The organism is Micromonospora sp. R77, assembly GCF_022747945.1.
In the GTDB taxonomy this organism is placed as follows: Bacteria; Actinomycetota; Actinomycetes; order Mycobacteriales; family Micromonosporaceae; genus Micromonospora.
Window position 1 is genome coordinate 4752215 of the sequence record NZ_JALDST010000001.1, and the last position, 22961, is coordinate 4775175.

The following is a 22961-nucleotide window of genomic DNA, read 5'->3' on the forward strand; positions in this document are numbered from 1 at the left end:
TCAGCGGGGTGCCCCGGCCGGCCGGGCGGCGGGCGGGCGGGCCCGGGAGGGCAGCCGCGTCGCCGGGGCGGGGACCACCCGGGGGACCGGCCGGACCTGGCCCGGCCCGGGCCGCCAGGACATGCCGACCACCGCGCACCGGTTTTCGTGGACGGCCCGTGCCAGCAGCGCGGAGCGGTCCAGCAGCAGGGCGGCGGTCCGCCGTACCTGACTGTCCCCCGTGCCGCTCGCCGGTCCGCACCCGTCGTGCCCGAGCACCACCACCAGGGGTACGCCGAGCTGGTCGACGGCGTACTCCAGGCTGCCCAGCACGCTGGGGCCGACGGCCAGCCCGGCGGTCCGGACCACGTAGAGCTCCACCCCGGGGAAGAGCGTCTCGGCGGCCGGCTGCGGGTCGGCGCAGCCGAACACGGCGACGGTGGGGGCCGGTGTCCCGGCGGGCGAGGCGGGCGCCGTGCCGGTGAGGTAGCGGCGGTGCCCGGCCCGGAGCGCGGCCAGGGCCGCGAGCGGTGAGTGGAGCGGTGCGTCGGTGGGCTTCGGCATGTCGTCTCCTCGACTGTTGTGCGAGCCACAATACACGAAATGAAAAACGTGTTCTATGGTTCGTGTGACTGAGGAGGTGGTCATGGTCCTGTCCGTTCCGCTCGTCCCGCTGGTCCTCGCCCTGCCGGCGGTGGCCGCGCTCGTCCCCCTGACCGGCATCGACCAGCGGCGCTCCGGCCGCATCGTGGTACGACTGCTCGCAGCCACCGCTGCCGCGGCCCTGGCGCTCTTCGTCCTGGTCGCCGCGGACGGTGCCGTCGCACAGACGTACGCCCGGCTGGCCCCGGGCGGAGTGCCGGTCACCCTCGGCGCCGACGTGGACCGGTTCGGGGCGCTGTTCGTGCTGCTGGTCTGCGGCATCGCGGCGGTCGTCGCCGGCTACGCCCACCGTTACCTCGACGGCGAGCCGGCCGCCGCCGCCTTCCAGGCCCGGGTCGCCGCCGCCACCGCCGCCACCCTGGTCATGGCCACCGCACCCGGGCTGGTGCAGCTCTGGATCGGGTGGACCCTGGCCGGCTGGTGCCTGGTCGGCCTGCTCGGTCACCACCGCGACCAGCCCCGGGTGCGGGCCGCCGTCCGCCGCGTACGCCGGCTCTTCGGCCTCGCCGACCTCGCCCTCCTCGCGGCGGTGGCGCTGCTGGCGGTCGCGCTGCGCGACACCGACCTGGCCGCCGTCCGGGCCGGCGCGGCCGATCTGCCGACCCCCCTGCTCGCCACCGTCGGGCTGCTCCTCTTGGTCGCCTGCGTGGTCCGCTCCGCGCAACTGCCCGCCCACCGCTGGCTGCCCACCACCCTGTACGCCCCCACCCCGGTCAGCGCCTTCCTGCACGCCGGCATGGTCAACGTGGCCGGGTTCCTGCTGATCCGGTTCGCCCCGGTGGTGGTCGCGGTGCCCGCGGTGACCGCCGCCGTCCTGCTGGTCGGTCTCGGCACCGCCGCCGCCGGCACCCTGTTCACCGCGGTCCGCACCGACGTCAAGGGCGGCCTGGCCCGCTCCACCATGGCCCAGATGGGCTTCATGCTGGCCCAGATCGGGCTCGGCGCCTTCGGTCTCGCCGCCGTGCACCTGGTCGGACACGGCGTCTACAAGGCGTACGCCTTCCTCTCCGCCGGGGGCGCGGTGCAGGCCCGGGTGGCGGCCGGCCAGGCCCCGCCGCCGGTCGGACCCCGGCCGGTCCACCGACTGCTCCCCGCGGTGGCCGTCCTGGCCGCGACCGTGCTCGTGGTCGAGTTCGCGGTCGGCGGCGGACTGCTGACGGCGGCGCTCGCCGCGCTCGCCGGGGTGGCCGCGCTCGGCGCTGCGCTGCGCGACCGGGCGCTGCCCCGCCGCGCCGCGCTGGCGCTGACCGGCACGGTCGCCGGGCTGGTCGGCGGCTACCTGCTGCTCGGCCGGCTGGCCGACCGGTGGCTCGGGCTGGACGTCGCGGTGCACCCGGCGGGCGTCGCGGTCGCCGCCGCCCTGCTGGCGGGCGTGGCGGTGCTGGTCCGGCTGGCGCCCCGGCACCGGCTCGACCGGCTCTGGTGGTGGGCCTGGCGGGACGGCGTCGCCCGGCCACTGCCCGGCCACCGGCGTCCCGTCCCCGCACCCCGGGTGCCCGCCGTCGACCGGGCCGACGGGGTCCGCCGCCGCCGCGGTCGCCGCCGCCGCCGACCTGGTCGGGCCGGCCTGGCCGGTGGACACGTTCGTCGCGGTCAACCCCCTGGCCGGCCTGGAGCGGGAACCCTTCCCGGCCGCCACGGCCCGGCTGCGCGCCCTGTCCGGGGCCATCACCCACCTGCCGGCGGGCCACTACCGCGACCGGTACGCGGCCGGCGAGATCACCGACGCCGACCTGACCGCCGCGCTGGCCGACGCCGCGCTGCCCGGCGGACCGGCGGTCGGGCTGGGACAGCGCCGACTGGAGGTGACCGAGCTGCACCGGCTCGTGCTCCGGCACGGCCCGCACGACGGGCCCGTCCCCGGCCCGGCCCTGCTGGCCGCCGCCACCCGCGCGCTGACCACCACCGCTCCTGTGCCGGGGGCGGCGACCCCCGGGTCCCCGGCGGACCCGGCGACGGACGGCTCGGCGGCCGGGACGGCCCCGACGATCGCCGTGACCGGCCCGGACGCGGCCGACGGTCGCACGCTCGCCGAGCTGCTGGACGACGCGCTCGGCACCCGGGTCGCCCGGACCGTCGACGACCTGCTCGCCGACTGGCTCGCCGCGCACTGCGGCCGTCCGCAGGCCCGCTGGCCCGTCCCCGGTGACCCGGCGGCCGGCTGCTGGACACGGTGGCGGGACGTGGCCGGCGCCGACCAGAGCCTCACCCGGCACGGCGTGGTGGGCTTCGCCGGCCTGGTCGGCGCGCTGCCGTCCGCGCCGGAACGCGCGGTCGCCACCCTGCTGCGCGCCCTCGACGTGCCGGAATCCGGGTGGGCGGCCTACCTGGGCCGGTCGTTCACCCGGCTGCCCGGCTGGGCCGGGTACGCCCGCTGGCGCGCCACCCACCCCGGCGACCGGCCCCCGCTGAGCCCGGTGGAGCTGCTGGCCGTCCGGCTCGCGTACGAGCTGGCGCTCGGCGGGGCCGCCGCCGCCCGGGGGCTGGACGTGCCGGGCACGGTGCCCGCCGTCCGGGCGGCGACCGCCGCACGGGTCGACCCGCGCCGGTCCGTCCGGTCGACCCGCGCCGCTGGCCCGGCTGGCCCAGCTGCTCGATCTCGACGCGGACCGGCTCGACGCGCTGCCGCCGGAGTCGGTCACCGCGCTGCGGACCGTCCTCGACACGCTGTCACCGCACCGCCAGTCCGAGATCTGGCTGGCCGCCGCGGAGCACGCCTACCGCCGCCGGCTGCGCGACCTGATCGACCGGCCCTCGACCCCGGTCACGGCCGCGCCGCTGGCCCAGGCGGTCTTCTGCATCGACGTGCGCTCCGAAGGGCTGCGCCGGCACCTGGAGGCCGTCGCGCCGGTGCAAACCCTCGGCTTCGCCGGCTTCTTCGGGCTGCCGGTCCGCACCGAGACCGAGGGCGCGGACCAGGGCCGGGACCGCTGCCCGGTGCTGATGCGCCCGGTCGCCACCGTCACCGAGCCGGCCGGCGGTGACCGGACCGCCCGGCGTCGCGTCCGGGAGGGCTGGCGTCGGGCGTACGCCGGGGCGAAGGGCGACCCGGTGGGCGCGTTCGCCTTCGTCGAGGTCGCCGGGGTGCTGGCGGCAGCCGGGCTGCTGCTGCGCTCCGCCGCGCCGAGGTGGCTGGCCGGCCGCCCGGACGCCCCGGCGGTCGGCGGCCCCGACCTGGCGCGGGCGCTGGACCTCGACGAGCGGGTCTACTACGCCGAGGCGACCCTGCGCACCATGGGCCTCACCGCCGGCTTCGCCCCGCTGGTGCTGCTCTGCGGGCACGGCGCGACCAGCGCCAACAACCCGTACGCCGCCGCGCTCGACTGCGGGGCGTGCGGCGGCAACCGGGGCGGGGTGAGTGCCCGGCTGGCCGCCGCCCTGCTGAACGACCCGGCGGTCCGGGCGGCGCTGGCCGGGCGGGGCATCGACGTGCCGGCCACCACCCGCTTCGTCGCCGCCGAGCACGACACGGTCACCGACGAGGTACGGATCCTCGACCCGGCGCCGGCCGGGCACGCCGACCGGCTCGACCGGCTCGTCGGGTACCTGGCCGAGGCGGGGCGGCGGTTGCGCGCCGAGCGGGCCGGTCGGCTGCCGGACCGGCCCGACGCCGGCCGGCTCCCCGGGCGGTCGGTGGACTGGGCGCAGGTCCGTCCGGAGTGGGCGCTGGCGGGCAACGCCGCGTTCGTCGCCGCGCCCCGGGACCTCACCGCCGGCCGGGACCTGGGCTGCCGGACCTTCCTGCACTCGTACGACTGGTCGACCGACCCGGACGGCGTCGCGCTCGAGACGATCATGACCGGGCCGTTGGTGGTGGCCGAGTGGATCAACCTCCAGTACTACTTCTCCAGCGTGGACCCGGAGCGGTTCGGTGCCGGCACCAAGACCGTGCACACCGTGCTCGGCGACGGCATCGGGGTCCTCTCCGGCGCCGGCGGCGACCTGCGGACCGGCCTGCCCCGGCAGTCCGTCAGCGACGGGCGGCAGCTGGTGCACGAGCCACTGCGCCTGCTCGCCCTGGTCCGGGCGCCCCGCCCGCTCGTCGACGCCGTCCTGGCGCGCAACCCGGCCCTGCGGGACCTGGTCGGTGGCGGCTGGCTCCACCTGGTCGTCGTCGAGCCGACCGACGGCGGCTGGTGGCAGCCCACCGAGGGCGGGTGGCGGGAACTCCCGCCGGCCCCGGCCGCGACCGGCCCCGCCGTGGACGCGCCCCGCCCGACCCTCGTCCCGTCGAGCTGAACCCGCCCGTCGTCGAACCGAACCGAACCGTCCTGTCGAACCGAAGCTGGGAGCGTGTCATGAACGAACTGGGTCTGACCCGGATGACCAAGGTGGAGATCGTGGTCCGTGGCGACGACGTCGAGGCGGTGCGGGACCTGCTGCACGCCGCCGGGGTCAGCGGCTGGACCAGCCTCTCCGGGGTGTCCGGCTTCGGCCACCACGGCAACCACGAGGGGCGGCTGCTGTTCAACGAGCGGGCCGGGCTGGTGCTGCTCATCACCGTCCTGCCGCCGGACCGGGCGGCGCCGGTGGTGACCGGGCTGCGCACCCTGCTCGACCAGCGGCCCGGGGTGATGTTCGTCGGCGAGACCTGGGTCAGCCGGCCGGACTACTTCCGGGCCGACTGAGCGGGGCCGACCGGGCCGGGCGCGCGATCCGGCCCGGTCGCGTCGGAGGGCCCGCCCGGCGGGCCACCCCGCCGGGCGCGGCCGGCTGGCCGGTCCGGGTCCCGCCGTCCGGGGCGGCCCGCCCGCCGGTCCGGGTCCCGCCGTTCGGGGCGGCCCGCCCGGCGGTCCGCCGGAGGCCGCGGGACAGGCCCCGGTCGACGCCGACGAAGAGGAGACCGAGCAGCCAGAAGGCGAACGCGAAGAAAAGCGCGCTGACCCCGACGCCGTCGTAGCCGAGCTGTCCGGCGTCGATGAACGGGTACGGGTAGCGGTGCACGATCAGCCCGCGGACCAGCGCGAACCCCAGGTACGCCAGCGGGAACGCCAGCCACCAGGCCGCGTACCGGTGGTGCAGCCGGCCGCGCTGGTCGAACAGCACCCAGTCGGCGACCGCCAGCAGCGGCACGATCGTGTGCAGGAACTGGTTGCCCAGGGCCTCGCCGAAGGCGCGGTCCGGCTGGACCATCGCGAACGGGCTGGCCGGGTTGGCCAGCACCAGGTGGTAGACCACGCCGGTGATGGTGATGTAGAGGGTCACCGCGCCCTTGAGCGCCGACCGCGGCTCGGGGCGGTCCTGCCAGGCCCGCCAGCCCGCGTAGCCGGCGAAGACGCCCACCGCGACGTTGCTCTGGATGGTGAAGTAGGGCAGCAGGCCGGTCACCGTGGCCGGGCCGAGGGCGGTGAGCACGATGCCGGCCAGCACACTGAACACGATCGCCAGGCGGAAGGCGATCGCCACACGTCGACGCCGCGGGGTCATCGGGGCAAGCTACCAGCCCGACCGGGGCCGGTCACCGGCCGGCGACCTCACCAGCCCAGGGTGCCGGGTGCGCCCTTGAACGGGCCGGTGACGTCGCTGGTGATCCACCCACCGTAGAAGTCCCCGGGTTGCACCTCGACGCGCTCCCCGTCGACCCGGCACTCGTCCACCCGGCCGGGATAGAAGGCGACCGCCCCGGCCAGGTCGGCGTACGCCGGGGTGGGGTCCTCGTACGACCAGGCGGCCTCGCGGACCCGGACCTCGCCCACCACCAGGTCCCAGTAGCTGGCCTCGCCCTTCCACTCGCACCAGGTGCGCCGCGGATCCGGCTCCAGCCGCGCCCCGGTCACCTCCGACCGGGGGACGTAGTAGACCGGCGGGTGGGAGGTCTCCAGCACCCGCCAGCAGCGGTCGCTGTCGACCACCGTCACCCCGGCGTGTCGCACGGTGATCCGGCGGCCGGTGCGCTCGAGGCGGGGCGGACGCGGATAGTCCCAGACCGATTCCATGCCACCACGCTACCCAGCTCCGGACCCTTGCTGCGAAGGCCTGGCAACCGTACGGTGCCGTATGTTAACGTCCATCCATACGTAACCGTATGGAAGGCGGTCCGCTATGGACCCGCTACACACCGGCACCCCGCCCCTCGACCGGCGGCTGAGCCGCGCCGTCGGATGCAGCTCCTGGTGCCTTGTCACGGTCGGAGCGGCCCACCTCGGCGTCACTCTGCTCGCCCGGCTCACCCCGCCGTCACCCGCCGAACGCGCCGCCCTGGACGCGATGCGGGCCACCCCGGTCCGGCTGCTCGGCACTGGGCACGACCTCGCCGCCCTGCACCAGGGCTTCAGCCTCACCATGGCGCTGCTCGCGGTCGGCTACGGGCTGCTCACCCTCGCCGTCCGCGGGGCGGCGCCGCAGGCGTACCGGGATCCGCGGGTGACCCGGCTCAATGCGGCGGTGACCGGGGCGGCGTCCCTGATCGCGGTCCGGGCCTTCCCGCTGCCGCCCGTGCTGCTGCTGGGCGCCGCCTTCGCCGCCCAGGTCCGCGCGCTGGTCCTGGTCGAAGGCGGCCGGATGACGACGGTACGCGGGCCGCGCGGCGGCTCCGGCCGGCCAGGAGACCCGCGGCGTGGGGCGGGCACGGGGCTCCACCCGCGTCGCCGTCCGCCCCGGGGCGACCCCGGCGGCCGGGCCTGCCTCGTCGCGACGGGCTCGGACGGTACCGTACGGCGATGGGCCAGGAGGCGCGGCGCGGCCGACTCGGCGCCGAGGACTGGGCGCGGGCGGCCCTCGACGTGATCGGTGAGCAGGGCGTCGCGGCGGTGGCCGTCGAGCCCATCGCGGTCCGCCTCGGTGCCACCAAGGGCAGCTTCTACTGGCACTTCCCCAACCGGGACGCACTCGTCACCGCGGCGCTCGCCCGCTGGGAACAGGAGCACACCCAGGCGGTGATCGACGGGCTGGACGAGGCCGCGACGCCCACCGAACGGGTGCGTTCGATCCTGGCCAGCACCGTCAGCGCCGACCCGCTGCGCGCCCGGGTGGAGGTCAACCTGCTGGCCGCGGCCGACCACCCGCTGGTCGCGCCCACGATGGACCGTGTGGTCCGGCGCCGGCTGGCGACCCTGCGGGCGCTCTTCGCCGGTGCCGGCTTCGCGGCCGACGAGGCGGACCGGCGGGCCGTGCTCGCCTACACCACCTATGTCGGGCACCTGCAACTGATGGTGCGGATGCCGGGACTGATGCCGCAGAGCCGTGCCGCCCGGTCGGCCTACCTGGAGACGGCCCTCGGTGTGATCACCGAGGGGACGTGACCGTGCCGTCCGGCCACGTCGGCGCCGCGGCGCTGCCGCCGGGCCAGCGTCCGGCCCCGCTGGCCCGCTTCGGGCTGCCCCGGTTCGCCGGGGTGGTCCCGGTGCCGCCGCCGCATCCGGTGCTCACCGTCGGCGGCGTCGTACGCCACCCCACCCAGCTGGCCGTCGCCGAGCTGACCGGCCTGCCGTCCCGGCGTGAGGTCCACGCCGCCCTGCACTGCGTGACCACCTGGTCCGCGACGGGGCTGCGCTGGGGCGGCGTCCCGTTCGCCGCCGTGCACGAACTGGTCACCGGGCTCGTCCGGCCGCATCCGCGCGCCACCTGGGTGACCGTCACCGGCCTCGACGGCTACCGCGCCTGCCTGCGGCTCGATGACGCCCTCGCCGACGACGTCCTGCTCGCCGACAGCCTCGACGGCGAGCCGCTGACCGGGCCGCACGGGGCGCCGCTGCGGCTCGTCGTACCCCGGTCGTACGGGTACAAGAGCGTCCGGCACGTCTGCGCCCTCGACTACCGGCTGGCCTACGACGCGGGCTCGGCGGGCTGGCTCGCCCACCCGCGCGGGCGGGTCGACCGGGAGGAACGCAGCCGGCTGCTGCCCGGCCCGGTGTGGCGGGCGGTCTGGCGTAACACCCAGCCCTCGGTGCGCCGCGCCTACCGGTCCGGACCGGCTCCCCAGCGGTCCGATCCGGAGTGACCCGCCCTGCGCCGGAGCCGTCGGTCAGTGGGTGTCGGGATGGACGGTCGCCTGCACCTGGCCCGCCGGCCCGATCGGGCGGTGGGCGGTGGTGGCCGGCGTGCCGGGGATGACCGCCGTGGCCGGGTTCGACGGCGTGGCCGGAACGGCCGGGATGGTCGGGATCCGCTCCGGCCGGCTGGGCACCCGGCTGTTCGGCGCCCCGCCCGACCGGCCCGGCGGGGTCGCCTCCGCGGGAGCGCCCGACTGGGCCCGGTCGTCGAGCAGCCGGTCACAGTAGCCGTCCACCCCGTCCCGGTCCCCGGCGGCGGTGACCAGCTCCGCGAAGCGCGGGGCCGCCAGCACGCGAGGGCGTTCCCCGCCCGGCTGCGTCCGGTATTCGGTGCAGAGCTGACGGAGGACCGGCGCGGCACCGGGCAGGCCGGGCGTGCCGCTCGGCGGCGCGGCGGACAGGTCGGGCCCGCCGGTCGGCGACGGTCGGGCGTCGGTGGAGGCGCTGGGCGGCGGAGCCGGCACCGTCCGGCCGCCGAGCGGGCCGGGCAGCGTGCCGGTGACGGCGGCGAGTGCCACCCCGCCGGTGCCGGCGACCAGGAGACCGGCGAGGGCGACCTTCGCGCTGAGCACGCCGGCCAGCAACCGCCGTCGGGGTGGCGCCGCCGGCACGGTGGGCGAGCCGCTGCGCGCCATCCGGAACGCGTGCAGCGCGGCCCTCTCACCGACCAGCTCGGTCGGGCGGGGAGCGGCGCGGACGGCGGTGAGGAGCCGGACGAGCGCTTCCGGACCGTGCTGCGGGTCGGCGTCGCGACCGACGAGCAGCCGCTCGACGGTCTCGGAGTCCATGCGATGTGCGTTCATCTCGTGTCCCTCAGCGCCGTCACCCGCCGCGACGTCACATCGGAACCCGCGCGTCAGCGGCGATCGGGCCGGTGAGATCGACCACCACCGCTGCCGACCGGGCGGGGCCGCAGGTCAGCCCATCGTCTTCGCCCCGTCGATCGACTCGCGGAGAATGTCGGCGTGCCCCGCGTGCTGTGCGGTCTCGGCGATGAGGTGCAGCAGCACCCGGCGCACCGACCAGCTCGCCCCGGGCTCGAACCACGGCGCCTCCGGCAGCGGGTGCGCGACGTCGAGGTCGAGGGTCCCGACCAGCTCGTCGGTCTCGGCGGCCACCCGGTCGAACTCGTCGAGGAGGCCGGCGAGGGTCTCGCCGTCGGCCATCCGGAACTGCCCGACCCAGTCGACCGGCTCGCTCCGCATCGCCTCCGCTCCGCCGACCATGAAGCGCGTCCAGCTGCGCTCGACCGTCGCCACGTGCTTGATCAGGCCGCCGAGGCAGAGCTCGCTGACCGTGCTGCGGCGCGCGGCCTGCTCGTCGTCGAGCCCCGCCACCGTGTGTCTCAGGAAGCCCCGGTGCCGTTGCAGGGTGCTGAGCAGGTCGGCCAGTTCGCTGCTGCGGTGCTGGTCGCTGGAGGTCATGCGGTCCGCCCTTCGGGTCACGACAGGAGGCTCAGGATAGGAACGGCCACCGACAGTTCCCGGTCTTCCACACCGGACCGCCGCCCCCGGTTGCCGATCCGGACGAACGGGGGTGAACTGAACTACATGGGTGTCATCAAGGTGGGCACGTCCTCGTGGGCGGATCAGCTGCTGGTCCGCTCCGGCTGGTACCCGCGCGCGGCCAACACCCCGGCCGGTCGGCTCGGCTACTACGCCGAGCGGTTCGGACTGGTCGAGGTGGACACGTCGTACTACGCCGTCCCGCTGCCGGAGACGGCCGACGGGTGGGTGGCGGCCAGCCCACCGGGCTTCACCTTCGACGTCAAGGCGTTCAGCCTCTTCACCGGCCACCACACCCCGGTCAGCATGCTGCCCCGGGACCTGCGACCGGCCGGCGGGCCGACCCGGATCCGCTGGCGCGACCTGCCCGCCGGGGCGTACGACGAGCTGTGGGGCCGGTTCCACGCGGTGCTGGCGCCGATCGCGGCGGCCGACCGGCTCGGCGCGGTGCTGTTGCAGTTCCCGCCGTGGTTCGCCCGCAGCGCCGCGGCCAAGCGGCGGATCACCGAACTGGCGGCGCGGTGCCGGCCGTGGCGGGTCAGCGTGGAGCTGCGGCACGCCTCCTGGTTCACCGAGGACGCGGTGGTGGACACGGTCACCTTCCTCGGCGAGCACGACCTGACGTACGTCTGCGTGGACATGCCGCAGGGCCACGCCTCCTCGGTGCCGCCGATCCTCACCGCCACCGCCGACCTCGCCGTGGTCCGGTTCCACGGCCACAGCACCGCCTGGGAGAGCGGCGACAAGCAGGAGAAGTTCCGGTACGCGTACGGCGAGCAGGAACTGGGCCGCTGGGCGGAGCTGCTGACCGAGCTGGCCGACCAGTGCGCCGAACTGCACGTGTTGATGAACAACTGCTGCGGCGACCAGGCGCAGCGGGACGCCGCGCGGCTCGCCGGGCTGCTCGGCGTCGAGGCCCCCGGCCCCCGGCCCGCGCCCGTCGGCTGAGCCGCACCCGGGCAGGTTTTCCCCGGTCGACGCCGGGTACGGCGGTGCCCAGGAGATCGGACGAGGGGGAGCGGATGAGCGAGCGGGAGAAGCGGGACGACGCGACGGCCGACCACCGGGACCCGGCGGAGACCCGGGACGCCGAGGAGGCGCACGGCGGCAGCATGGCCCCCGGCCTGGTGGACGACACCGGTCACCCGGTGGAGCCGTCCGCGCTGGGCGCACCGGGGGAGGACGGCACCGGCTCCTGAACCGGACGCGGGGACGCCCGGGTCGGTGGTGCACCGACCCGGGCGTCCCGTCCCACCGGTCAGCGGAGGCCGATGAGCCGCTGCAGCTCCCGCCGGTCGGTGTCGACCGGGTTCCGGGACGGGCCTGCGGTCCGGGCCGAGGCCGCCGGGTCCGGCTGCGGCACCGGATCACACTGCACGTCCGAACGCCGGCCACCGACCCGCTCCGGCAGCGCGCCGGTCGCCAGGTACGCCGCGATGGTGTCGTCCACGCACGCCACGCCGCTCAGCGAGCCGGAGTGCGTGGTGCCACCCACGCCCTCGACCAGCACCGCCTTCGGGAACCGGCTGCGCACCTCCAACGCGCCCGGGTACGGCGTCGCCGCGTCCAGGGTCTCGTTGATCAGCAGGATGCCGCCGATCTTGCGACCGTCGACCTGCACCGGCTTGCCGACCTGGCCGTCCCACCAGATGCACGGCGCGTTGAACCAGGCGTTGCCCCAGGTCTCGAAGGGCGCCTTGGCGAAGGTCCGCCAGTTGTCGGCCCGCCACCGGTTCCAGTTCGTCGGCCACTGCACGTCGGTGCACTGCACCCCGAGGTAGACGGCGAAGCCGTTGTCCGTGCCCGGGCCCTGCGGGTTGGAGCTGTCGTAGAGCTCCTGCAGGGTCTGCCAGTCGCCGTCGTGCACCCAGCCGGCGAACGCCCGGGCCACGTCCTCCCAGCCGAACACGTAGTAGCCGGCCTGGAGGAAGATGTCGGACCACTCGTCCGGCCCGATCACCCCGCCGGCCGGCTTCTTCAGCAGCCGGAGCTGCTGGGCGTAGAAGAGCCGTTCGACCGCCCGACCGGTGCGGCCCAGGTGGTAGACGTCGTCGTGCTTCGCCACCCAGTCGAAGTAGCGCTTGATGTTCCGGTCGAAGGCGACGTCCTGGTCCAGGTTGGCCTGGTACCACACCTTGCGCGGGTCGATGTTGCCGTCCAGCACCATCCGCCGGACCCGCTGCGGGAAGAGCGTCGCGTAGACCTGGCCCAGGTACGTGCCGTACGAGAAGCCGTAATAGTTGATCTGGTCCCGGCCCAGCACCTTGCGGATGCTGTCCATGTCCCGGGCCGAGTCGGTGGTCTTCAGGTGGTCCAGCAGGTCGCCGCCGGCCGCCGCGCACGCCTTCGCGTAGCCCTTCGAGCGGGCCAGCCAGGTCTTCTCCAGGTTCGGCGTGGCCGGCACGTAGAACGGCCGGTTGTGGCCGAAGTAGTCGCCGTCGCAGGCCAGCGCCGGCTGGGAGGAGCCGACACCGCGCGGGTCGAAACCGATCCAGTCGTACGCGTCGCCGGCGCCGTTCGGCACGTACTCGCCGAGCACCGACAGGGTGAGGCCGGAGCCGCCCGGCCCACCCGGGTTGACCAGCATGATGCCCTGGTACTGCGCGTCCGGGGTCTTGTGCCGGATCCGGGACACGGCCAGCTTGATCGTCGTACCGTGCGGGTGGGCGTAGTCGAGCGGCACCTCGACGAACCCGCACTCGGCGCCGCGGCGCTGCAGGCCGGGGCTCTCGCACCCGCCCCACGCGACGGGCGGCGGGGTGTAGGACACCTGGGCGGCCGCGGGTCGGGCCCCGGGCGCCGCCTGTGCGGGACCGGCAACCGCGCCACCGAGGATCAGCCCGGCGGCGGCGGTGGTCGCCACGAGTCTTCTCATACCGTCCCTTTCGATCTGTCGCACCGGGACGTTGCGGGTCCCGGTGTCCGTGCCGAGTCTGCTACCGCAGGTGTCACCGAGGGAAGGGCTGCTGTCACATCGATCGCGGCCGGGGCACCGGGACCGGCGGTCCGCCCGATCGCTGGTAGCCTGCCGGGCGTTCCGTGTCCACTGTGCTGGTCGGTGCGACCAGGGTTCGGGAGAAGAGCCAGTGTCTGATTGGCAGGGAGAGGTCCGGCGGGCGTCGCACGACGACGCGCAGCTGGTCACCATGATCCTGGCGGAAGCGTTCATGCGGGACCCGGTCAGCGGGTGGATCTTCCCCGACGAGGCGCACCGGGCGCAGGCCCACCCCGCCTTCTTCGGCGAGTTCGTGGCGCTGGCCCTGGAAGCCGGCGAGGTGCACCTGGCCGGCGACGGCGCCGGCGCCACCCTGTGGCTGCCGGCCGACGGCAGCGAGCCGGGCGGGGACGAGCCGGACCTGCTGGCGACGCTGGAGCCGACCATCGGCGCGGACGCGGCCAAGCGGTTCGCCGTGCTGGACGAGCTGATGACCGCGAACCACCCGGAGCAGCCGCACTGGTACCTGCCGTTCATCGCGGTGCACCCGGACCACCACGGCCGGGGCGTCGGTTCGGCGCTGCTGCGCCACCAGCTCACCCGGCTCGACGAGCGCGGTTCGGCCGCCTACCTGGAGGCCAGCTCGCCGCGGAACGCGGCCCTCTACGAGCGGCACGGCTTCGGCCGCCGGGAGGTCACCCTCGACCTGCCCGACGGCCCGAGCCTCTATCCGATGTGGCGCGACCCGGCCTGACCCGTACCGCCCGCCCCACCGTCGGTGGGGCGGGCGACGGTCAGCGGCGTACCGCGACGGTGGCGGCGTCGAGGGCGGCGACGACCGCCCCGTGCAGCCCGTCCAGCGGTGGCGGCAGGAACCTGCGGCAGTCGCGCATCCGCGCGCTCACCTGCTCGTCGAAGACGTTCGACCCGAGGCCGACCGCGCCGGTCAGGGCCGCCAGCAGCAGGGTCTCCGCGTCCAGCTCGGTGCGCTGCTGGCGCATCAGCAGGGCGGTGAGGCGGACCCGGGGCGAGGCCGCCTGGTTGGGATCGACCGCGGGCCACCGGACCGAGCGGCGCAGGGCGCGGCCCTGCTCCCGGCGGACCACCCCGGCGGTCGCCAGCCGGGTGCCGACCCGCTCCTGGATGTTCAGGTGGTCGCGCAGATAGCGGATCCAGAGCCGGGTGGGGTGCACCCCCTCGCGGCCGATGATCTCGGTCACCAGGAGGTCGGTGAGCGGCTCCTGCCAGAGCCGCCGGTCGACCGCGATCACCCCACCGTTGTCGATGGTGACCCGACGCTCGAAGATCAGCTCGGCGAGTGCCGCGCCGGCCAGGGCGCAGTTGAGCCGGTCGAGGGCCCCGTGTGGCTTCCCGGAGAACTCGTCGTGGCCGATCAGGAACAACGCATCGGCGAGCCGGTAGACGGAATGTGCACTGTGGTAGGTCATCGGTATCCCTCAGCGGGCGGCCGTGAGCATCGACACGGCACGGTACGGCATCAACACTGACAGTTCAATTCGGACAGAGAGCCGAACGTTGTAAATAGTTATTCGAAGTGGACTTGTGACGATCCGTGATCACCAATACTCTGCCCCAGGATCTCTGCAAGTCCCATCCCCCGAAACTCCCACGCCCCCTGGAGAGCCACTTGTCCGCCGATCCGTTCTTCGCCGACAGCGGCCTGCGCCGCGGTCGGCTCGGCACCGCCCATCTGGTGTTCTTCACCGTCGCCGCCTCCGCCCCGCTGACCGTGCTCGGTGGTGGCGTCACGACGACCTACGCCGTCACCGGCAACGTCGGCACGGCGCTCAGCTTCGTGCTGCTCGCCGTCGTGCTGGCCGTCTTCGCCGTCGGCTACGCGGCGATGAGCCGGTACGTGGCCAACGCCGGCGCCTTCTACGCGTACATCGCCAACGGTCTCGGTCGCGCGGGGGGCGTGGCCGGCTCCGGCATCGCGCTGGCCGCCTACAACGCCATCCAGATCGGCCTCTACGGCCTGCTCGGCTTCGTCCTCAAGGACTTCATGGCCAGCAAGTTCGACCTCGACCTGTCCTGGTGGGTCTGGGCCGTGATGGCCTGGATCGTCGTCGGCCTCCTCGGCGTCCTGCGGATCGACCTGAACGCCACCGTGCTGGCCGTCCTGCTCGGCCTGGAGTGCATCGTCGTGCTCATCTTCGACGTGATCTCCTTCGGTCACCCGGCCGGCGGCACGGTCACCTTCGACGGCATCCTGCCCGGCAACCTCTTCACCGCCGGCTTCGGCGCGGTCTTCGCGCTCGGCATCGCGGCCTTCACCGGCTTCGAGAGTGGCGCCATCTACAGCGAGGAGGTCAAGGACCCGCGGCGCACCGTGGCCCGGGCCACCTACATCGCGGTCGCCTTCACCGGTCTCTTCTACGCCTTCTCGGCCTGGTCGCTGACCGTCCTCACCGGTCCGGAGAACGCCGCCAAGGCGTCCGCCGAGGCGGGCCCCGGTGTGATCTTCGGCGCACTCGGCCAGTACGCCGGCAGCGCCGTCGCGGACATCGCGAACGTCCTCTTCGTCACCTCGGTGCTGGCCGCCCTGCTGTCGTTCCACAACGGCGTGGCCCGTTACCTGTTCGCGCTGGGCCGGGAGAACGTGCTGCCGCGCTTCCTGGGCGCCACCTCGAACCGGTCCGGTGCCCCGGTCGCCGGCTCGATCGTGCAGAGCGTGCTGGCGATCGCCGTCTTCATGACGTTCGCTGTCGCCGGCCGGGACCCGCTGCTCGACCTGTTCACCTGGCTCTCCGGCTCGGCGGCGGTCGGCGTGGTGCTGCTGATGACGCTGACCTCGGCCTCGGTGGTCGGTTTCTTCCGGGGCCGCTCCGGACCGGAGTCGCTGTGGCAGCGGCTCATCGCCCCGGTTCTCGGCACCCTGCTGCTGGGCACCGTCCTCGTCGTGATGCTGGTCAACTTCGACGCGCTGCTGGCGCCGGACACCGCCGCGTACCTGAAGTGGCTGCTGCCGGCCATCCCGATGGCCGCCGCGCTGATCGGCCTGCTCTGGGGCGTCGTGCTGAAGTCCATCCGGCCCGAGGCGTACGCCCGGATCGGCCGGGTCGCGGAGGAGGGCCTGCACGAGCCGGGCCTGCACCCCGTGCCCGAGCCGGAGCGGCCGCTCTGGGCTCCGGCCAGCCACCGCTGACGCCGACCGACGAACGGCCCGACCGCATCAGCGGTCGGGCCGTTCGGTGTTCCTGGCGGGTCAGCCGGTTGCCGCGGCGAGCGCCGGCAGGTAGCCGCCGGAGTACCCGGCGGCCTTCGGGTGGTACGACTCGACGACCGGGAAGGTGGTCCCGTTGATCCACGGGGTGGACGCACAGACCCCGTGCCCGGCGAACCGGCCGCGTACGTCGACGTAGCTGAACCCGGCCGCGCCGGCCCGGGCGGAGATCACCCCGGACATGGTGTCCGAGCCGCCGTTGAGCAGGCTCCGCTTGTACTCGCTGATGCTGCCGAAGCCGCAGGAGCCCAGCTCGAACAGGCGTGGGTAGCCCAGCACCACCACCCGGGCACCGGGTGCCCGGCTGCGGATCGCCCGGTACGTCTCGTCCAGCCGTCCCGGCAGGGTGTTGCTGATGTACGCCTTGGCCGTGTTCACCGCGCTCAGGCAGCTGCTGTCGCTGCCCAGCCGGCAGGTGGTCACCACGTTGGCGAAGCCGGCGTCGTTGCCGCCGATGGAGATGGTGACCAGGTCGGTGCCGGAGTTCAACGCGCCGAGCTGGTTGTTCAGCACCTCCCGGGTGGTGGCCCCGGAGCAGGCGACGAACTGGAAGCTGGCCACGGTGTGGCTGTTCACCCAGAGCCGCGGGTACGACTGCGGGCTGCGCAGGCAGGAGCCGCTGGTGCCGTCGTAGTTGTTGGTGCCGACGCCGGAGGAGTAGGAGTCGCCGAGGGCGGCGTAGTCGGTGCCGGCGGCGGAGGCGGGGGCGGCGAGGCCGAGGGCGAGCAGGAGCCCGGCGGTGAGGCTGCCGAGGGCGGGGAGCAGGCGACGGGGCATTCATGACCTCCGGTGTGGGGGAGGTCACTTCGTAACACGTCGTCTACTCGCTGGTAACATCCTCGGCGCCGGATTCGGCACCGGGTGGAAATGTGCTCCGCGCAGGCTTGCCGAGGCGGATTTTATGGACGATCATCTATGCCTTTGCGCGCGGAAGGCCCGCGCACGCGACGGCGGCCCGGTGATCCGGGCCGCCGTCAGCGGTTCAGGTTGTGGGTCGTCAGCCGCGCCGGCTGACCCCTTCCGGGTGCATGCCGGTCGCCTCCTCCAGCGCGTTGTCCGGCAGGTCGCCCCCGGCGCTGTCGTCCGGGAAGGACCGCCGGGCCGGCGCCGGGTCGGGCGGTGCGCCCGGCCCCGCCTCGGTGGTCCGGGTCGGCTCCACCGGGCCGAACCCGTGCCGCCCGGCCGCCGGCCCCGGAGTGGCGGGCGCGCCGGCCCGCCGGTCCACCCGCCGGCCGTCCGACACGGCGGTCTCCTCGCTGCCGGAGTCCATCGGCGAGTCCTCGCCGACGCCCCACGGCGGACCGGCGTCGAACCCGTCGGTGGTGCCCCACGGGGCGACCGACTCCGGCCCCCGCCCGTCGGCGTCCCCGCCCGACTTCTTCTTCCTGCTCATCGCCACCTCGCTGGTCGCTCCTGGGGTGCCCACGCCGATCGGTCGTGACCGCCGCCGGCATGCCGGCGTGCGCCGGGTGGTCCCCGGCGGGCCGGAGCCGGCGGGCGGCGACGCGCCGCGCCGCCGGAGCCCCACCTCGTCGTGGGGCCCCGGCCGCGGGGCGCGTCGGCGTGGTCAGCTGCCGGACATCGCCATGTGCCGCTTGGCGGCACCCATCGCGGCCACCTTGCCGATCGTCTTCGGCGCGGCCATCAGCCCACCGGCCCGGCCGAGCATCCCGCGGAACACCTGGGACGGCTTCTGCTGTTCGCTCATGTACGCCGTCACCACCACCAGCGCGCCCGTCATCGCCGGGATCGCCCACTGGAGCAGCTTCATCTGCCGCTGGCTGGCCGCCACGTTCGCCGGCGTCTGGTAGTGCGGCTCGGTGATGCCCTCGACGGGCGGGTTGCCCGCCTTCTCCAACCGCATGCCGAGCAACCGGCTGTAACCGGTCACCGCGAGCGCGCCCACGGTCAGCGCGGTCTTCACCACGCTCATCTTGGCCACGCCCGCCTGGGCAGCGACCCGGGGACTCTCGGTCACCAGTTCGCCCACCGCGCCGGCCAGGTGGGCGCCGATGGCCGCGGCGTTCACCGGGGTCCAGCGGGCCCAGCCCGCCGAGGCCACCGGGAGCCGCTGCGTCGAGTCGTCGATCCGTGCCGCCGCGCCGTTGACGCCGAGCGCTCCCATCAGCGAGCCACCGAACCAGGCCGCCAGGCCCAGGTCGTGCATCGAGCGCAGTGCGGTGTGCCGTTCGGACATCTGTGATCCCCCTCCACCGTGTTCGGGCGGTGCCGCTTACCCGCCATCCGCGCTGCTACGCCCCCGGTTTCTGCCGGCGTGGGATTCGCCGCCGGGGGGATGGGGAAGGATCGCACGGGTGACCGGTCTGCGGGTGTCGACCCTGGCCTCGGCGATGGTGGCCCACGCGGCCGGCTGGCCGGCCTGCCGGTGGAGGAGTTCTGCGACGCGCTGCTGGCCGAGCTGGTCGACGTGCCGAGCGACGACATCGCCCTGCTCGTGCTCCGGGTCGCCGGCGGTCCGGCGCGTCGGCCGCCGCCCCGGTTTGCGCGCGGCGCCGGTCAGCGGCGGGGCAGGCCGGCGGCGAAGTCGGCCACGCGGTCGGCCAGCGGCGTCGCCGCGCGGACCCAGGTGAAGTGGTCCAGCAGGGCGCCGGCCTCGGCCACCGTGTAGCGGTGCCGGGTCACCGGGGCGGCGGTCAGCTTGCCGCAGAGGTGGTCCAGGGTGGGGTGCGGCGTGTACTGGTCGTCGTCGACGCTGACCGCCAGCACCGGGGTCCGGACGGTGCGCAGGGCCGCCTCGGCGTCCACCCCGTCGAGCCGGGGGAACCGGCCGGTCCGCGCGGTGTACGCCCAGTCCCGGATCACCCCGCGCGCCTGCCGCCCGCCGAATCCCCAGCCGGGCCAGACGCCGAGCAGCCGCGCGGTGGCGGCGATCCCCTGGGTGTACGGCAGCACGCCCCACCCGCGCAGACCCGGATAGCCGCGCCACCACGGCACCCCGACCGCGACCAGCGCGAGCCCGTCCACGGCGTCCGCGTCGTACAGGGCCTGGTGCAGCACCGCCACCTGCCCGCCGAGGGAGTGCCCGAGCAGCAGCCGGGTCCGGCCGTCCAGGCGGGGCTTGAGGGCGGCCAGCACCGCGTCGACGTCCCGGGCCAGCTCGGCGTAGCCGTACCGGCAGGAGCGGCTGGGGGCCGGGGTGCTCTCGCCGGTGCCGCGCAGGTCGGCCACGACGACGCCGAGCCCGGCGGCGCGCAGCGCGGCCGCGAACGGCCGGTAGTAGCGGCCCGCACGCCCATCGCCGGCCAGATCACCACGACCGGCGCGTCCGGCACGCCCTCCGGGTCGGGGTACGTCTGCACCCCGATGCGGGCGCCGTCGACGTCGATGAACTCCTGCGTGTACTCCGGCTCCCCGCTCACCGCTCCACCCTACGCCGTAACCTACCGACGGGTAACCGGGGTGGAGCGGGTGGCCGACCGAGGGCTCCTGCTCCACCGGAGGTCTTAACAGGGGGCCCCTGCTCGACCAGAGGCGTTAACAGGGGGCCCGTCCTTCGGTCTGAGGCTGCGCTGCACGGCCGCGAGCACCGCCGGCACCTCCAGCTCCGCGAGCGCCGGATGGACGCCGGAGTCGTCCATGGCCGGCCGTGGCCCCACCCAGAGCGCCTGGTGCCACGGCCGGTCCGGCGGCGGCCCCCACTGCGCCGGCGGCACCGGCCCGAACAGCAGCACCGACGGGGTGCCGTAGCCGGTGGCCAGGTGCCCGATCCCGGTGTCACCGCTGACCACCAACCGGGCGTGCGCCACCAGCGCGGCCAGCTCGCCGACGTCGGTCGCCCCGGCCAGCACCGCGTCGGCGGGCAACCCGGCCCGCCGGGCCACCGCCACGGCGAGGTCCCGCTCGCCCGGACTGCCGGTGACCACCACCCGGTGACCCCGGTCGGTCAGCGCGCGGGCCACCGCCGCGAACCGGTCCGGCGGCCAGCGCCGCTGGGCGGCCTTCGCCCCCGCGTGCACGATGCTCACCCCGGTCGGCAGCCGCCCCGGCGCCGGCCGGCGCAGCGCCAGGTCGGTGCGGTCGGCGGGGATGCCGTACCAGGCCAGCAGCCGGCACCAGCGGTCCACCTCGTGCTCGTCGGCGCCAGCGCGGGCCGTCCCGGTGCCCGGCGTCGGCGTCGGCGAAGGCGAGCAGCCGGCGCGGCCGGGCCTCGGCCAGCATCCGGTGCGACTGCGGGCCCCGGCCGTGCAGGTTGACCGCCAGGTCCGGCGGCGGGCCGGACCACGACAGGTGGCCCAGCCCGTCCGCCTCGACCAGCCGGTCCACCGCGCCGGTCAGCGCGACCAGCGGCGCCAACCAGCGCGGCGCGACCAGCGCCAGCTCCTCACCGGGGTACGCGGCACGCACCGCGCGCAGCGCCGGCACCCCGGTCGCGAGGTCACCGACGCCGAGCGCCCGCAGCACCAGGATCACGGGTACGACGACTCCTGCTCGGCGCAGACCACCAGTTCGCGTACCGCGCAGCCGGGCGGCTGGGAGAGCGCGAACAGGACCGCCTCGGCGGTGTCGGCCGGGTCGTTGAGGACGGCGTCCGGGCCGGGCCTGTACTGCTCGTCCCGGTCGTCGAAGAACGCCGTCCGCATCCCACCCGGGATCAGCAGCGTCACACCCACCTTCCCGGCCAGCTCGGCGGCGAGCGCCCGGGTGAAGCCGACCACCCCGAACTTCGCCGCGCAGTACGCGGTCGCGTCGCTGACCGCCTTCACGCCCAGCGTCGACGCCACGGTCACCACCGTGCCGTGCGCCTGCTCCAGCTCGGGCAGCGCGGCCCGGACCACCGCGGCGGTGCCGAGCAGGTTGATCGCCACGATCCGGTCCCAGGTCTCGCCCGGCACGTCGGCGAGTCGGCCGGGCACGTCCATCCCGGCGGCGGTCACCACCGCGTCCAGGCCGCCGGACCGCTCGGCCAGGTGCCGGGTGGCGGCCTCGGCGGCCCGCGGTGTCGGCCAGGTCGCACTGGATCCACGGCACCCCGTCGGCGGGGCGCTGCCGGTCCAGCACCAGCGGTCGGCCGCCGGCCCGGCCACCGCGGCGACGACCACCGCGCCCGAGCCCGCTGGACCCGCCGGTGACCAGGACGGTCGCCGCACCGTTCAGTTCGCTGCTCATGCCGCCGCCCACCGACGGCCGGCGACCGTTCCCGGACCTGACGATCCGCTCGCTCATCGTGCCCCCTCCTCCGGTCGACGGGGCGACCGTCGTCCCGATGCCGGTTGCGCCACGGTCGTCGCCGGCCAGTCGCCGGAGCCCCGGCCCGCGCGCGCCGCGGCGATCATGTCGGTGGTGGACCGCCCGTCGAGGTAGGGCACCACCACGGTGTCGCCGCCCCAGCGCTGCACCAGGTCGGCCTCGGGCAGTTCCGCCTCGACGTAGTCGCCGCCCTTGACCCAGACGTCGGGACGCAGCCGGCCCAGCACCTGGTGCGGGGTCGACTCGTCGAAGACGACGACGCCGTCCACGCAGTCCAGCGCGGCCAGCAGCCCGGCCCGGTCGCGCTCCGGGTTGACCGGGCGCTCCGGTCCCTTCAGCCCTCGGACGCTGCGGTCGGAGTTGAGGCAGACCACCAGGCAGTCGCCGAGCCGGCGGGCCGCCTGGAGGGTGGCGACGTGCCCGGCGTGCAGGATGTCGAAGCAGCCGCCGGTGGCGACCACGGTGCCGCCGTCGGCGCGTACCCTCGCCACCAGTTCCTCGGTGGTGCGGGCCGCGGCCAGGACGGGCCGCTGCCCCTGCCCACGGTGCAGCCCGGCGGCCCCGCCCGCCGCCACGTACGCGGACGCGGCGGCGACGGCCGCGCCGACCGCCTCGGCCACCGCGCCCCGTCACCGAGGGCCAGCGCGGCGGTGGCGGCGAACCGGTCGCCCGCCCCGCAGGTGTCCTCGACCCGGTCGGCGGCGGGCGGCGGGACGACCAACAGCGGTGCTGCCGGAGTGGCAGAGCACCGCGCCGTCCCCGCCCATGGTTACCGCGACCGCGCCGACCCGCCAGCGTCGGCGCAGCGCGTGCCCGGCCCGGGTGGCGGTGGAGAGCGCGGAACGGCCCGGCGTCGCCGGTGAGCTGCCGCAGCTCGGCGAGGTTGGGGGTGGTCAGCCGGGCGCCGGCCACGGCGACGGGACCGCGCGGGTGCGGGTCCCACACCACCGGGGCGGGTGGCGGCCAGCGCCGCGCGCAACGTCGGCTGCCGGACCAGTCCGCGGCCGTAGTCGCTGACCAGCATGGCGGAGGCGTGGAGAGCAGCTCCAGCGTCGCGTCGGACGGCTCGGCCGGCGACTGCGGGTCGCCGCCCCGGTCGAGCCGCGCAGGGTCTGCCCGCCGGAGCGGAGCCGGATCTTCTCGGCGGTCGCGCCGGGCAGCATCGGGTACACCTCGACCCCGGCGTCGGCGAGATCTTCTCCAGCCGCGCGCCGCCGGCCGTCGGCGAGCGCGGTGACCAGGGCGACCTCGCCCGGGCCGCCGCGAGCAGGGCGGCCAGGCCGGGTGAGCAGGGCGGTCGGTCGCGGACCGTTCGTCCAGCCGGCGGGGGCGTCCGGCGACGCGGTCACCGCGCCGGCCACGTCTCGAGCAGCGCGTCACCGACGGTCGGCGGCGAACACCGCGGCCGGTGCCGGGGCACCGCCGGGCGGACCGAC

General features: G+C 75.5%; 19 protein-coding genes and 6 pseudogenes. 11 read left to right on the forward strand and 14 right to left on the reverse strand.

What is annotated here, in order from left to right; genetic code table 11:
* Positions 1-543 (reverse strand): carbonic anhydrase, encoded by a 543-nt coding sequence (locus tag MRQ36_RS22420; RefSeq protein WP_242798370.1) that lies wholly within the window; start codon positions 541-543, stop codon positions 1-3.
* A 463-nt stretch (positions 544-1006) separates the two neighbouring features.
* Between MRQ36_RS22420 and MRQ36_RS22425 the strand changes: the two are divergent.
* The 4 genes and pseudogenes from MRQ36_RS22425 to MRQ36_RS22435 all read left to right on the forward strand — a co-directional run.
* Positions 1007-1618 (forward strand): annotated as a pseudogene (locus MRQ36_RS22425) (proton-conducting transporter membrane subunit); the annotation flags it as partial.
* 598 nt (positions 1619-2216) lie between these two features.
* Positions 2217-3059, forward strand: a pseudogene (locus MRQ36_RS33420) (putative inorganic carbon transporter subunit DabA); the annotation flags it as partial.
* A gap of 280 nt (positions 3060-3339) precedes the next feature.
* Positions 3340-4881, forward strand: a complete 1542-nt coding sequence (locus tag MRQ36_RS33425; protein WP_278188623.1) for a putative inorganic carbon transporter subunit DabA — start codon at positions 3340-3342, stop codon at positions 4879-4881.
* Positions 4882-4940: 59 nt separating this feature from the next.
* On the forward strand, positions 4941-5270 hold the full coding sequence (locus MRQ36_RS22435) for a P-II family nitrogen regulator (RefSeq protein WP_242798372.1): 330 nt from the start codon (positions 4941-4943) through the stop codon (positions 5268-5270).
* Here MRQ36_RS22435 and MRQ36_RS22440 read toward each other — a convergent pair.
* Both MRQ36_RS22440 and MRQ36_RS22445 read right to left on the reverse strand, forming a co-directional pair.
* Entirely contained in the window at positions 5239-6069 is an 831-nt protein-coding gene (locus MRQ36_RS22440) for a Pr6Pr family membrane protein (protein ID WP_242798374.1), read from the reverse strand. The two genes, MRQ36_RS22435 and MRQ36_RS22440, sit on opposite strands and share 32 nt — an antisense overlap.
* A 47-nt stretch (positions 6070-6116) precedes the next feature.
* Complete coding sequence (locus tag MRQ36_RS22445; protein ID WP_242798376.1) at positions 6117-6578, reverse strand: DUF427 domain-containing protein; 462 nt, start codon at positions 6576-6578, stop codon at positions 6117-6119.
* A 106-nt stretch (positions 6579-6684) separates the two neighbouring features.
* On the opposite strand from MRQ36_RS22445, the gene MRQ36_RS22450 reads away from it, so the two are divergent.
* The 3 genes from MRQ36_RS22450 to MRQ36_RS22460 are packed head-to-tail and all read left to right on the forward strand — an operon-like array spanning position 6685 to position 8581.
* A complete protein-coding gene (locus tag MRQ36_RS22450; RefSeq protein ID WP_242798378.1) occupies positions 6685-7368 on the forward strand; it encodes a hypothetical protein in 684 nt (227 codons plus the stop codon).
* Positions 7302-7883: a TetR/AcrR family transcriptional regulator gene (locus MRQ36_RS22455; protein WP_242798380.1), complete on the forward strand. Its 582-nt coding sequence runs from the start codon at positions 7302-7304 to the stop codon at positions 7881-7883. Before MRQ36_RS22450 ends, MRQ36_RS22455 begins: the two co-directional genes overlap by 67 nt.
* Positions 7880-8581 (forward strand): molybdopterin-dependent oxidoreductase, encoded by a 702-nt coding sequence (locus tag MRQ36_RS22460; protein WP_242798383.1) that lies wholly within the window; start codon positions 7880-7882, stop codon positions 8579-8581. Before MRQ36_RS22455 ends, MRQ36_RS22460 begins: the two co-directional genes overlap by 4 nt.
* Before the next feature lie 24 nt (positions 8582-8605).
* Here the strand turns inward: MRQ36_RS22460 and MRQ36_RS22465 are convergent, their stop codons facing one another.
* Positions 8606-9436, reverse strand: a complete 831-nt coding sequence (locus MRQ36_RS22465) for a hypothetical protein (RefSeq protein ID WP_242798385.1) — start codon at positions 9434-9436, stop codon at positions 8606-8608.
* A gap of 114 nt (positions 9437-9550) precedes the next feature.
* Positions 9551-10057 (reverse strand): DinB family protein, encoded by a 507-nt coding sequence (locus MRQ36_RS22470; RefSeq protein ID WP_242798387.1) that lies wholly within the window; start codon positions 10055-10057, stop codon positions 9551-9553.
* A gap of 126 nt (positions 10058-10183) precedes the next feature.
* Between MRQ36_RS22470 and MRQ36_RS22475 the strand changes: the two genes are divergently transcribed.
* Both MRQ36_RS22475 and MRQ36_RS22480 read left to right on the forward strand, forming a co-directional pair.
* Positions 10184-11086: a DUF72 domain-containing protein gene (locus MRQ36_RS22475; protein WP_242798389.1), complete on the forward strand. Its 903-nt coding sequence runs from the start codon at positions 10184-10186 to the stop codon at positions 11084-11086.
* A gap of 44 nt (positions 11087-11130) precedes the next feature.
* A complete protein-coding gene (locus MRQ36_RS22480) occupies positions 11131-11337 on the forward strand; it encodes a GTPase activator (protein ID WP_242798391.1) in 207 nt (68 codons plus the stop codon).
* A 59-nt stretch (positions 11338-11396) separates the two neighbouring features.
* Here the strand turns inward: MRQ36_RS22480 and MRQ36_RS22485 are convergent, their stop codons facing one another.
* Complete coding sequence (locus MRQ36_RS22485) at positions 11397-13013, reverse strand: alpha/beta fold hydrolase (protein WP_242798393.1); 1617 nt, start codon at positions 13011-13013, stop codon at positions 11397-11399.
* A 211-nt stretch (positions 13014-13224) separates the two neighbouring features.
* Here MRQ36_RS22485 and MRQ36_RS22490 point away from each other — a divergent pair, with 211 nt between their 5' ends.
* Positions 13225-13827 carry an N-acetyltransferase gene (locus MRQ36_RS22490; protein WP_242798395.1) on the forward strand — a complete coding sequence of 201 codons (603 nt, stop codon included), beginning with the start codon at positions 13225-13227 and terminating at the stop codon, positions 13825-13827.
* A gap of 40 nt (positions 13828-13867) precedes the next feature.
* Here the strand turns inward: MRQ36_RS22490 and MRQ36_RS22495 are convergent, their stop codons facing one another.
* Positions 13868-14521: a GPP34 family phosphoprotein gene (locus MRQ36_RS22495; protein WP_242798397.1), complete on the reverse strand. Its 654-nt coding sequence runs from the start codon at positions 14519-14521 to the stop codon at positions 13868-13870.
* Positions 14522-14721: 200 nt separating this feature from the next.
* On the opposite strand from MRQ36_RS22495, the gene MRQ36_RS22500 reads away from it, so the two are divergent.
* Positions 14722-16239, forward strand: coding sequence for an APC family permease (locus MRQ36_RS22500; RefSeq protein ID WP_242798399.1), 1518 nt, complete (start codon positions 14722-14724; stop codon positions 16237-16239).
* Between the two features lie 60 nt (positions 16240-16299).
* On the opposite strand, the gene MRQ36_RS22505 is transcribed toward MRQ36_RS22500, so the two are convergent.
* The 7 genes and pseudogenes from MRQ36_RS22505 to rfaE2 form a co-directional block, all read right to left on the reverse strand.
* Entirely contained in the window at positions 16300-17094 is a 795-nt protein-coding gene (locus MRQ36_RS22505; protein ID WP_242798401.1) for an SGNH/GDSL hydrolase family protein, read from the reverse strand.
* 220 nt (positions 17095-17314) lie between these two features.
* Complete coding sequence (locus tag MRQ36_RS22510) at positions 17315-17710, reverse strand: hypothetical protein (protein WP_242798403.1); 396 nt, start codon at positions 17708-17710, stop codon at positions 17315-17317.
* A 174-nt stretch (positions 17711-17884) separates the two neighbouring features.
* Complete coding sequence (locus MRQ36_RS22515; RefSeq protein WP_242798405.1) at positions 17885-18514, reverse strand: hypothetical protein; 630 nt, start codon at positions 18512-18514, stop codon at positions 17885-17887.
* 320 nt (positions 18515-18834) lie between these two features.
* Positions 18835-19697: pseudogene (locus tag MRQ36_RS22520) on the reverse strand (alpha/beta fold hydrolase).
* Between the two features lie 84 nt (positions 19698-19781).
* A pseudogene (locus MRQ36_RS22525) lies at positions 19782-20748 on the reverse strand (glycosyltransferase family 9 protein).
* A pseudogene (locus tag MRQ36_RS22530) lies at positions 20745-21432 on the reverse strand (SDR family oxidoreductase). Before MRQ36_RS22530 ends, MRQ36_RS22525 begins: the two co-directional pseudogenes overlap by 4 nt.
* A 65-nt stretch (positions 21433-21497) precedes the next feature.
* Positions 21498-22886: pseudogene (gene rfaE2, locus MRQ36_RS34530) on the reverse strand (D-glycero-beta-D-manno-heptose 1-phosphate adenylyltransferase).
* Positions 22887-22961: the final 75 nt, after the last annotated feature.